This window comes from Jejuia spongiicola, from assembly GCF_023502325.1.
Taxonomy (GTDB): domain Bacteria; phylum Bacteroidota; class Bacteroidia; order Flavobacteriales; family Flavobacteriaceae; genus Wocania_A; species Wocania_A spongiicola.
Genome location: NZ_JAMFLZ010000001.1, coordinates 650,035 through 661,630, shown reverse-complemented (window position 1 = coordinate 661,630; position 11,596 = coordinate 650,035). Strand labels below are relative to the sequence as shown.

The window sequence follows — 11,596 nt, the reverse complement described above, 5'->3', positions numbered from 1 at the left end:
TTTAATTTAGGTTCTATTCTTTATGCTACATTACTTAAATACAAATCATCATAAACCTCTTTGCATCCTGTTCCAACAACAAAAAACTTTATGTCGTGTTTTACGGTATAAGCATATATAGATCGTAAAGCAATCATACCACCAGTATCAATCTCTGTTACATTTTCTATATTAATAACTAAATCTTCTAGATTTAGCATAACAGTTTCAATATGGTTTTTAAAGCTTAGTGCAGTCATTACATTAATAGCTCCAGCTGCAAAATAAATTCCGTTTTGTTCTGTAATTGTAAGTGCCATAATTTCTATTATTTAAGTTTATATTGATTTGGTTTCTGATGTAAATATCATTTAACAATCAATAGAAAGACTGTATATTTCGGTGAGTTGCAGTTTGCTGTAGATGAATGAATCGATACTTATGCTTAACTTGCATTATGATAAAAAACCAAATGATACCCTTTAAATTTCGAATCAAAATACTTGTGTTATTCATAACTACTTCTATGTATGCGCAAGACATGCAAACAGGTTTCAATTACTTAGAAACAGGTAAATATGAAGCTGCACAATCGTTTTTTGAAACCGTATTAAAAGACTATCCAGACAACAAAACCGCTAAATTATGCTATGGTCGAGCAGTTGGATTAAACGGAAATTCGAAAGAGGCTGTTTCCATATTTACTAACCTACTAAAAACGTATCCGAACGACTTTGAAATTAAACTCAATTATGCCGAGGCTTTACTTTGGAATAAAAATTATAATGTTGCGAAACCTTTTTACAAAAATCTAATAGATGAAAATAATCAAAGCTTCCCAGCTCTTTTGGGTTATGCTAATACATTATCAAATCTTAAAATTTATGATGAAGCTTTAGTTTATGTCAATAAGGCGTTAAACGTTTCTCCAGGCAACCAAAATGCTTTAACCTCTAAAAAATATATGTATTTAGGTTATGCTTACCAAAACCAGCAGCAACAAAACTATACTGAAGCAGAAAGGCTTTTAAAAGAAAACCTTGAGATTTTTAAAGATGACAAAGACACCTTATTAAATCTTGCCAACTTGTATTTAATTTCAAATGAATTAGACAAAGCACGTGACACTTATGCTATTATTGCTAAAAACCCAGAGAATAAAATCACAGCATTAAACGGATTAGCTTTGGTAGAGCATTTAAACGGAAAAGAAAAAGACGCATTAAAAATAAGTCAACAAGCATTTAATGCTTTAGATAAAAACACGGATGAAGCATTAGTAAAACAAACCAAAGAACGCTATATACAAGCCTTAACTTGGAATAAAAAATATAAACAAACCAAAGCCTCGATAAATGCATTAGTAAGTAAGTTGCCCAATGAAAATTGGGTTTTGGCTTTACGAGCTACTCTAAACATTTATAAAAGTGATTTTAAAAAGAGTGTTGCGGATTACAACCAGATTTTAGTGAACGATAGCAGCTCTTTTGATGGTAACTTAGGAAAGGCAAACGCCTTAAAAGCTTTAGGTTTTTATGATGATGCTTATACATCGGCAGAAAACACATTAACCTTTTATAAAAATCAAAAAGATGCTACTAACTTTATAAAAGATTTAAATACCAGTTTCACACCTTTTTTAGAAACTAAAGCCTCGTATAGTTTTGATAATGGTGATAATGAAGCTTTTTCTTTTCAAAACAATATAGCCATTCCAACGTCTACTAAATTTAAATGGTTAGCTAATTATAGTTACCGCACTACAAGCAACAACATAACTAATAACAAAGCGACATCAAACAACTTCTCTGCTGGTTTAGTATATCAATTGCTACCCAATATAACGTTTAAGGGAACTACTGGTGTTACTTCAGCAAAAGCAAATACAAATGATTACACCCAATTATTAACTGATATATCGTTTAACATCAAACCTTTTAAACTTCAGATTTTAGATATTGGCTACAAACGTGAGATTCAAAATTTTAATGCTGATTTATTAGATCGGGAAATTGTAATGAATAATTTTTATGCCAATTATAACCTGAGCACCAATTTTAATTTGGGTTGGTTCACTCAATATTATTACACATCACAAAATGATGATAACACCAGAAATCTATTGTTTACCTCATTGTATTATAACATTTTAAGTAAACCATCATTAAAAGCAGGTTTAAATTACCAATATATTACATTTAAAAACCAAGTGCCAACAATTTATTTCAGTCCTTCAACATTTAATGCTGGTGAGATTTTTATAAACCTTATCAAAGATGAAATTATTACAAAACCTAACGAATGGTTTTACGAGTTAACCGCTGCTACAGGTTTACAATACATTGAAGATAATAGCAGCCAAAGTACCTATAGAATACAAGGTAAATTAGGTTATAAATTTTCAGATCGGGCGCTTTTAAATGTATTTGGAACACGTAGTAATATTGCCTCAGCCACGGCTGCAGGATTTACATTTACCGAAATTGGTTTACGTTTTAAATGGTATTTGTTTAAGAGTCCTATTTTTAGGCAGCAAACTACTTCTAGAAATTAATTAAACACGTTTAGCTACTTTTATTTTTTTCTTCTCGTAAAATTTTCTCCATTTTACGACCTCTTGCCAATTCATCAATAAGCTTTTCCATGCGTCTACATTGTTTATACAATTCAAATTCATCCTCTATTTCTTCAATGCGATAACCACAAACCACTCCTTTAATCATGTGTGCGTTAGGATGAATTTTAGCTTTTTGAAAAAATGTTCTAAAAGTTGCTTTTTCATCAATGAGTGTTTTTAAAGCATCTTTATCAAAACCTGTAAACCATTCTATTACTTGATTGAGTTCTTCTTTTGTTCTACCATTCTTCTCCAACCTATTCAAATAAAGTGGATAAATGGATCCAAATATCATATTAGCAACTTTTTCATTTTTTTCAGCAGTAACCTTCATTTTTATTTGATTTTGAATTAATTGGTGCTAGTGATGTGTTCGTATATGGTTAGCTACATTAGCAAGAACAGAACTAAGTTAGCAAAAGAAAATGAACCAGAGGAAAACTCATAGGTTTTTCCGAGTAACACAAATCCTAGCAATTAACCATACAGTTTGTTTTTGCGTATTTAATTTTCTTTAATGAATTTTTTATTGTCTAATATCCAAATCCACATTCCCAAAAACCCAAGCCATAAAACCAGATGTGTACTTCTGTGTTTTTTTGCATTCTCAAAATCGGTTTTTCTCCAAATAAACCATAAGAACAGAATGAGCAAGGCAAAATGGAAAAACGGAACAATGTTTAGAAAAAAAGGTTTTTGTTCGTTTTGAAAAAAAGTTTCTATGTTGGAGATAAAATAAATAAAAACGATAGTTTGAAGAATCGTATTTAAGATTAATAGTATTCTAAGTTGATTAAAATCAGTTCTATTCACAATCTTAGTTTTCAGGGCTTACATAATTACACACAACGTGTTTGAGTATGATTAGAACTAAGTTAACAAAAGAAAACGAATCAGAGAAAATTCTACAAATTTTCCGAATACAAACTAATCAAACTACTAACTACACAATCTATTAACCGCCATTTTGTTTTTTCGAAATCCATAATCTCTATATTATTTCCTATAAGAACTATACCCAACTATGCTCCATATAAAAAATAGCCCCAACAAACCAATTCTAACATAACCAAAAAACGCGCTAATCAAGAGCATAAGACTAAGTGATAGAGCTATCATTTTTATGCCATTATTGAGTTTTCTCTTAGGTTTCGACCTCTTATTTTGAGTTAACTGATTTAGAAAGATTTCATCAGATTTTTTTAAATAATATTGTATTTCAGATTCCTCAAACCCCTTCTCTTTCATTTTCTTTTTTATATCGATTGAGGCAAAACCTTTTTCTCTCAATGATATACTATAGTCTAATTTATTCATCTCACCTATTATTGTGGCTAATGGTCTTGTGTATGATTTCGTTGTGTGTTTCAGCAACTAATTTTGCAAACAAAACGAGCGCGATAAAATTCCAACGAAACTTCCCAAATAAGCACTTGCCAAAACAATTAATCATACACGTTGTTGAATACCGTTATTACTTCTCAGCCGAAAAATTTTCTAATATGGAAGCCACATCTTCTATTTTTTTCCATTCAGCTGGTCTTTCAAAATCTTGTTCTGACTTTAGAACTTTCGCATTCGGATAATTTCTTCGTATATATTTCCAAGTAGTATCCTTCCATTTACTTTTATCCATCTCTATAAGCTTCACATTCTTTAAAGGTCCAGAAACAGCTTTTCCAATTAATGGCCACCATAGGCTTTCTGTTTCCCTATCCCAGAACACAAACCCATCTAATCCATTCCACACATCTTCATCATAATAGGTATATCCACTTAATGCAAATGTTAGTTCATTATTCCCATAGTTTCGTTCATAAATAGCACCTAAATCAGCCAATATGCAATAAGCAGCCATAATAGGTTGTCCGTCCAATACATCGTTTACAATTTCATGTCTTGTTAAGTCTTTTACTGAATAAGCCTTAACCTCATTACCAGATTTTGCTAGCAAAAATCTCGTACTATCTGCCCAAATTTTTCTTGCTTCATTAACTGAAATAAATTCTGGTTTTAATAAAGCAGGAAATCTTTCACGACCAATTCCATAATGAAACTGTTCATCTTTGAGCAAATAATCAGTTATGTCAAAGTGTTGATTTTCATTTTCTCCACCGTATAACATTTTTTTTCCATTAACTTCGAAAAACTTGCCATTTTCTAAAGCAACTGGGCGTTTCTTTTTGACAACTTCTTTAGTCTCTTTTGACTTTATCTCTTTTTTATTTCCTTCCTCTTTACAGCTTATTAAAAGGATCATAACTGCTGAAAAAATAATTTTTCTCATAATGTTTATTCTAATATTTGCCAATTTGTTTGTGTATGGTTTGTGTTATTTGAGAACTAAGTTAGCAAAAAGCGAGAAAAGAGATAGGGTTTCGAAAAAACCCTTCAACAACGTTAAAACGACATGAACTATACACGTTGTTAACCAACGTTTTTTATCATATCATTTATTCTTTTTTTCGCTTCTGCTTTTGTAATTCCATTGTAGTAATCTTTTACAAATGGATGGTCAAAATCTTGATGAGGAAAAATTTCAGGTCGACTATTTCCTGCTTTTGTAATTACATCACAAGGAATTGACATTGCATCTCCATATTCAGGAATGTTACTACATAACCAACCGAAATATCCAGTTTCGTGATTTTCATTATCAAAGTTTTCTTTATAATTCGAAAAACTTTTTTCACTTAACGAAACCCAAAGTCCGTAATCAAGGTTTTCACAATTGTCATTTACTTTTTGTGTCAACGTAACCCTTATAAATCGGTCAATTTGGTCCGTGTAGTGAATTTCACAAAAGTCAGAGTCCAGCTTTCCAAATTCAGATTTTTCTTGATCAGATAGTGAATCATAGTTTACTGGTGATTTAAAAGTCAAAGCAGGCCATTCCGAATGGACTTGTCCACATTTAACACATTTAAATTCATTCGACTTATTTTTCTTTCTTTTCCAAAACATTTATTCAATATGTCTTTGTCATTGCAATTGTCATCATTATTCCGATATATAAAAATGGAATTGCACTTAAAAAAATCCAAATCAGATTATTTTTCAATTCGGCTTTATGCTTTGAAATCAAAAGTATTGTGTTAATCAAAGACCATAAAATTCCTCCATAGAAAACAAGTAATGAAATCATACTTCCGTATTGGTAAACCCAAGTTCCTCTATACGGTTGAACTAAATATTTTAAAAGCATTGTACTTAAGCAAATTCCGATAATCAGAATTCCACTTTTTCTGGTCCAATTTATATTTCGAAGTGTTCTGTTCAATGTTTTATTAAATGTTTGGTAACGGTTTTGTGTATGGTTAGTTGCGTGGTTAAGCACCTAATTTAGCAAATAATTCACAGATAGAATATTCCGAAGGAATGTTCGTAAGTCGGCAGTAACCTAGCAATTAATTATACACGTTGTTGGGTGTTGTACAGTTCATCTATTTTGCTTTATAAATTCTGTTGGGTCTAGATATCCATCTGTAATATCTGAATAACCAGCACCAATTGGTAATTCAATATTATTTCTAATTTCAAGGTGTAAATGTGCAAGATATTGACCGTCGACATTGCCAATAGTTCCGATTTTTATTCCTTTTTTAACCCATTGTTCTTCTTTTACTAGAATCGTATCACAGTGTGCATATAATGATTCTACTATTTTTCCGTTCGGCATTTTGTGTATTATCCGAATTACATTTCCCCATCCTCCGCCATGATTCTTAGCAAACTTAACGTATCCGTTTGCTATTGAGTAAATTGGGTCTCCTAAATCTGAATTCCCACCAGTCACGGCATTCCAATCATCACCTAAATGCATATTTTCTTGAAATTTTTGTGCATTATAGTAACCTTTCGCATCAGGTTTCCCAACTGGAAAATCAAATGATTTGGAAATGTAAAGTGAATCGTAAATTAATTCAGGTTTGCTTTCTATAAATTCTTCAGTTTTAGTTTCAGATTTCGTTTTCTTGATTGAACTATTGCTTTCTTTTTTACAACTTAGAAGAAGACAAATTATGAAAATGTAGACTTGTATTTTAAAGGACATTCGTTTTTTTGTATTACACCCAACGTGTTTGTGTATGGCTCGTTGCGGAAAATCAGCTATGATTTTCCGTCGTAACCGAAAGATAGCAAATTGCAATGAATTCCGATTAGGAATTCAGCCGCAATGAGCTATACACGTTGTTGTAGCACGTTATTTATATTCATATTTATTCCGCCAAATATCTTCTCCTTCCAAAAAATCAAGAAGTATTTCAGTCATTTGGTCAACCGTTTCTAAAGGCTTTACCAATAATATATGATCGTCATCTGTCACAAGTCCAGAAGCTAATCCATCATCTCCTAAACTACCTCCAACGTCCAAACCTTTATATCCATTCGCATTTTTGTCTTCCAGTTGCACAATGTGAAATTCATTCCAATTGATTGATTCCATTGTGCTTTTTATTATTTCCACTGTTGCTTTTTCAGTTATGATTTTTGTTTTTTCTCCATAGTCGTATGTGACAACGAGTTTTAAATTTCGCTCTTCTTGTCGGATTTCAATATTTCGTGTTTCAGTCCTGTTTTCAGAGATTTCTGCTGTTTTTGTATTCTGTCTTGAATTCCAACTAACCAAGGCAATTATTCCGATTAATGCTAAAACTCCGAAGATTATATAAGCATTCATTCTTTTCATCTTAATTTAACTTTTCATTTTCCAATTCCGCAAACTTTTGTTTGTCAGTTGGCACAACGTCAACTAATTCAAATCGATTTTTATCCAAAACATTAAAGTCAACCAAACTTAAATAAAGGTCAACAACTTTTCTGTCAATCATTATTTTCCCTCCACCAGTCCAATGTCGGTCAGTTCCGTTTTTCTTTATTCCAGAAATCCAGTATTCGTCTCCGTTTTCAACATCGTAGTAATTTCCAGAAATTCCACGTGCATTTGAGTTTTTTAAAGCTTTTCCATTAAAATAAACTGTTCGACCTGATTTTGAAAACTCCGCAATTCCAATCCAAGCTGGTCCATTGTCTCCAAATCCACTTTTTAATTCTATATATTTTAATTCAGGTTTCATTGTTTCTCAAATGTGCTACAACGTAGATATATAGTTAATAACTATATATCTATTATATACACCACCAATATAGTAAGATTTTTCTTTTAATTTATTTACAAACTGCTTAAAAAATAAAAAGGCAAAAAACTTACGTTTTTTACCTTTTTATCAAGTTAGGGCAATTGCTATTAATAACTCTTATTTAATCTATAAGTAATTTTATGGTTTTATAATTTGTGTTTTGGCCTTTAAGAGTACAAAAATATAAGCCAGTACTTAAGTGTTCTCTTGTTAATGGCAAACTGTTTTGGCCTTTTCTAGCTTTAAACGTTTGCTGCTTTACAAGTACGCCTAATTGGTTGTATACCATCAATTCTACATTTTCATTAGTTTGTGCCGTAAATTTTATAGTAGTATTGGCTCGCATTGGGTTTGGTACAGCGATAGCTTTATTATAATCATCCTCTGCATTTAAAGTTTCAACCGAAAGGGTATTACTTTTAGAAAAACGCACGTGTTGTAAACTCATGGTTTTTGTTTCTTCGATACCATTTTCAGCTAGCATGGTAAATACTACCGAGGTTATATCGTTTGCTGTAAACACTTCGTTGTTTATAGATTTAAACTCAGAAAACGGAATGCTATAGGCTTTAAAATCATCACTAAGCTCTATACTTGCTTTATACTGTGTTTCCCAGTGATCAATACCCTCTTTTACAAGTCTAACAATTAGAGTTCCTGTTCCTTTTGCTTCCAATTGGAAACTGTTATAGCTTGTAAAATCTAGAGGATTAAACTTTGGTGTTAATGCTCTATAAGCTGCTATATATTCGCTTGTGGTAGCAGTTAACTCAATATTTCTCTCGATAGGAAACTCATCATCATTAAATGCTTCTTCGTTAGTATTTACCGCATAATTAGTTACTGTTGTGCTAGGTGCAGCATCATCATACCCCCACGGTCCATCAGACATAAATAAATCATCAGGTGTCGCCATGCCATCTCCTATTCTAAATCCAATATCAAAAAGATTCCCTGCATCTACTTCAATATTGGTAATGTAATTTCCATCTAAATCTAATGTTGACGATACATACTCTACTGTATTGGTTTCTGTAGCTCGTAGCCCACCATCAAAAACAACAGCTTCACTTCTATTGGTATTTACAATTTGTAAATCTAATTTACCGTTATGGTATTTTCCTTTTCTAACAAATACCGTTGGCGGAGTAGAGTTATTATAGCTTGAAATTGGTTTTTGAACTTCTAACAAACGAACCACTTCTTCTCCAAGGCGTAACAAATCATCTAACGAGTTTGACCATATTTGAAAATTGTAAAACGGCACATTATCCTCGTATTTATCTAAGTTCCAATGACTCTCTATGGCAAAACTATTAGCATCTTTGGTTGCCTTTGCCGATAAGCTTAAAACAAATTCTAAAGAGCCATCAATGTTTCTTATTAATGCTTTTATAAATTGTTGCTCTCTAATTTCTATAGTAGATACAGATATTAGTTGCGCGCCTAATAATCGGTCGCAAATGTATTTTGTATGCTCATATACACCATCTTCTGTTCTAAGTGCTAGTATAGAACCTACAGTTTCTCCTGCTCTTAAGTAATCAACAGAATACACATCGGTAGCATTTGTAATACCTATTAAATCTCTAGGAGAAGATTCAATAGCTAGGTCTTCATTAACAACTTCTAGTGGAATTAAGTCAGCCAATTGAAATCCGCCTCCTTTATTAGATGTACTTTTTCCGTACTTTGATGATTTATTGAAACTTTTAGCAGTAGTTTTATCAAACTTATAACTGCTTTTTGCTCTGTTAAAATTTCGTTTACTAATTTGTTGAGACAGTCTATTATTACTTTCTAATCCACCTGTATTCCCTCCTGTAGTTGGTGCTTCTATAACAGGGCATGCTGCATACCCCGAACAAGAAGGGTCTTCACAATCTATTAATCCATCTCCATCATCATCAATTCCATTTGTACAATCTTCTTGTGGAACTGGTGCCGTTGGACAACGTGCGCCATCGTTTTGAGAACTAGAAGGGCCAAAAGCAAACAAATTTGAATCCATTGCATTTGTCCCATTTAAATCTTGTACATTTTGAATCACATAAATAGTCCCTGTTTGATTAGCCGATACATAGAATCGACCAGATGCATCAAAGTAAACAGCACCATAAGTATAGTTTAATCCTGAAAGAATAGGCACTTCCCCCATGCTTTCCATAGCACCTGTTTCTGCATCTATACGATATAAAATATTTGTTTTCTTTTCTACAGTATACAGTTTACCATCTACGGCATTAAATGCCCAATCGTGAATACTTATGTTTTTTGATAAGCTTTTTGTGGTTATATATGCTCCATAATTATCAGATTCTGGGTTTACATCTAATGCGTAATAATCTGTACCTCCTCCTTTTAAATAGTAAACGCCATTTGCACTAACATCTCCAACATAACGTCCACTAGTTGGTAACTCGTCAACATAAAAAATGAGTGTTGAGAAGTCTTTACCAATACGAACAATAGATTTTGATGGGAAACTTAATGATCCCCAGATAAATCCATCAGTAGGATTGTATGCTGCTGCGTTAATAGTACCTTCAGTAACATCGGTAGCAACCGAATAAGAATTCCCCGAAGCTAAGTCTATAGCATACACATCATTGTATTGAAATAAGTACGCGTTATAATCGCAATTAAAAGGCGTTTCTTGTGCGTTAATGCTTAAAACTGAAATGAATAATAATAGTAATAGTTTTTTCATGATATAGTAATTTATACCACAAATTTATCTCACTATAAAGGGTTAAAATTTAATTTTCGATGGATGAAAATTAAGTGTAGACGAATGGAATTATTAGCAGGTTAAAGCAAATTTAACCGTTTCATTAACTCAGGTCTGTTTGAGCGACTTACCGGAATTACATCTTTTTTAATAAGCACACTATTATCCTCAATATCTACAATTTTTTTAATATTGATAATGTAAGAACGGTGAACTTTTAAGAATAAATCATTTGGTAATTTATCTTCAATTTTTTTTAGTGTAGAATGTACTGTATAATTTTTATCCTCTGTTTTCACATTAATGTAATCGCCTTTAGCCTCGATAAGATATATGCTAGGAATATCTAACTTTATTAGTCGTCTATCAATATTTATATATAAATCATTGGCTGTAGATGCTTCAGTTTCTGTTCCAGATGGAATTACTTTATTTTCAGCAACTTTTGATGTTTCTGCTTTCTGAATTGCTTTTTCAAAACGTGGTAAGGCAATTGGTTTTACTAAATAATCTACAATGCAATCGTACTCAAAAGCTTCAATAGCAAATTGAGAATCTGATGTTGTTAAAATTATCTTTGGTGGGTTTTTTAATGTTTGGATAAAATCAAAGCCTGTAAAATCGGGCATATGAATATCTAAAAAAATCAAGTCTACTTCATTTTGGTTTAAATATTTCATTGCTTGAATAGCATTAGGAAATTCTTCCAAAACATTTAAACTAGGGACATTTGTGCACAATTGTGCTATAATAGTTCTGGCAGTAGCCTCATCATCAACAATAATACAGTTCATAAAAATAAATAATATTACAAAGTATTTAGAAAGTTTGTTATAACTTGAAGAATGTTATCAAAATCTTCTTTACCAGCAGCTTTATTTTTTTTTAAATTGTTTTCAAAATCCGCAGCTATAGCATAACTCTTTTCAAGTCCTAAAATACTAATTTTATGTTTAAGTTTGTGTACATTTTCTGAAGCTTCTTTAAATTTTTTTGCTTCTATGTTTTTTAAATAAACTGCTTTTTCATCAGGAAACTCTGTTTTTATAATTGTAATTAGCTTATTCTTAAAAACATCATCACCTCCAGAGAGTGTATCTATATAAGACAAATTAGGCCGTTCCATAA

At 31.7% G+C, this 11,596-nt stretch carries 12 protein-coding genes; 1 reads left to right on the top strand and 11 read right to left on the bottom strand.

The window, feature by feature from the left end; translation table 11 throughout:
- Window positions 1–20: 20 nt before the first annotated feature.
- Window positions 21–299, bottom strand: a complete 279-nt coding sequence (locus M3P09_RS03075; protein ID WP_099564692.1) for an STAS domain-containing protein — start codon at window positions 297–299, stop codon at window positions 21–23.
- Window positions 300–451: 152 nt separating this feature from the next.
- Between M3P09_RS03075 and M3P09_RS03070 the strand changes: the two genes are divergently transcribed.
- A complete protein-coding gene (locus M3P09_RS03070; RefSeq protein ID WP_249971973.1) occupies window positions 452–2,533 on the top strand; it encodes a tetratricopeptide repeat protein in 2,082 nt (693 codons plus the stop codon).
- Between the two features lie 10 nt (window positions 2,534–2,543).
- On the opposite strand, the gene M3P09_RS03065 is transcribed toward M3P09_RS03070, so the two are convergent.
- The 10 genes from M3P09_RS03065 to M3P09_RS03020 all read right to left on the bottom strand — a co-directional run bounded on the left by M3P09_RS03065 (window position 2,544) and on the right by M3P09_RS03020 (window position 11,594).
- Window positions 2,544–2,930: a DUF2200 domain-containing protein gene (locus tag M3P09_RS03065; RefSeq protein WP_249971972.1), complete on the bottom strand. Its 387-nt coding sequence runs from the start codon at window positions 2,928–2,930 to the stop codon at window positions 2,544–2,546.
- Window positions 2,931–3,592: 662 nt separating this feature from the next.
- Window positions 3,593–3,913 (bottom strand): hypothetical protein, encoded by a 321-nt coding sequence (locus M3P09_RS03060; RefSeq protein WP_249971971.1) that lies wholly within the window; start codon window positions 3,911–3,913, stop codon window positions 3,593–3,595.
- A gap of 157 nt (window positions 3,914–4,070) precedes the next feature.
- Window positions 4,071–4,883, bottom strand: a complete 813-nt coding sequence (locus M3P09_RS03055; RefSeq protein ID WP_249971970.1) for a DUF3179 domain-containing (seleno)protein — start codon at window positions 4,881–4,883, stop codon at window positions 4,071–4,073.
- Window positions 4,884–5,023: 140 nt separating this feature from the next.
- Entirely contained in the window at window positions 5,024–5,560 is a 537-nt protein-coding gene (locus tag M3P09_RS03050; protein ID WP_249971969.1) for a DUF2199 domain-containing protein, read from the bottom strand.
- Window positions 5,561–6,035: 475 nt separating this feature from the next.
- Entirely contained in the window at window positions 6,036–6,650 is a 615-nt protein-coding gene (locus M3P09_RS03045; RefSeq protein ID WP_249971968.1) for a M23 family metallopeptidase, read from the bottom strand.
- A 150-nt stretch (window positions 6,651–6,800) separates the two neighbouring features.
- Entirely contained in the window at window positions 6,801–7,286 is a 486-nt protein-coding gene (locus tag M3P09_RS03040; protein ID WP_249971967.1) for a hypothetical protein, read from the bottom strand.
- A 1-nt stretch (window position 7,287) separates the two neighbouring features.
- Window positions 7,288–7,674: a hypothetical protein gene (locus M3P09_RS03035; RefSeq protein WP_249971966.1), complete on the bottom strand. Its 387-nt coding sequence runs from the start codon at window positions 7,672–7,674 to the stop codon at window positions 7,288–7,290.
- Between the two features lie 184 nt (window positions 7,675–7,858).
- Entirely contained in the window at window positions 7,859–10,447 is a 2,589-nt protein-coding gene (locus M3P09_RS03030; protein ID WP_249971965.1) for a DUF6923 family protein, read from the bottom strand.
- 101 nt (window positions 10,448–10,548) lie between these two features.
- The gene (locus tag M3P09_RS03025; RefSeq protein WP_249971964.1) at window positions 10,549–11,262 is read right to left on the bottom strand and encodes a LytR/AlgR family response regulator transcription factor; all 714 of its coding nucleotides are present in this window, start codon (window positions 11,260–11,262) and stop codon (window positions 10,549–10,551) included.
- Between the two features lie 14 nt (window positions 11,263–11,276).
- On the bottom strand, window positions 11,277–11,594 hold the full coding sequence (locus tag M3P09_RS03020; RefSeq protein ID WP_099564701.1) for a histidine kinase: 318 nt from the start codon (window positions 11,592–11,594) through the stop codon (window positions 11,277–11,279).
- Window positions 11,595–11,596 lie beyond the last annotated feature (2 nt).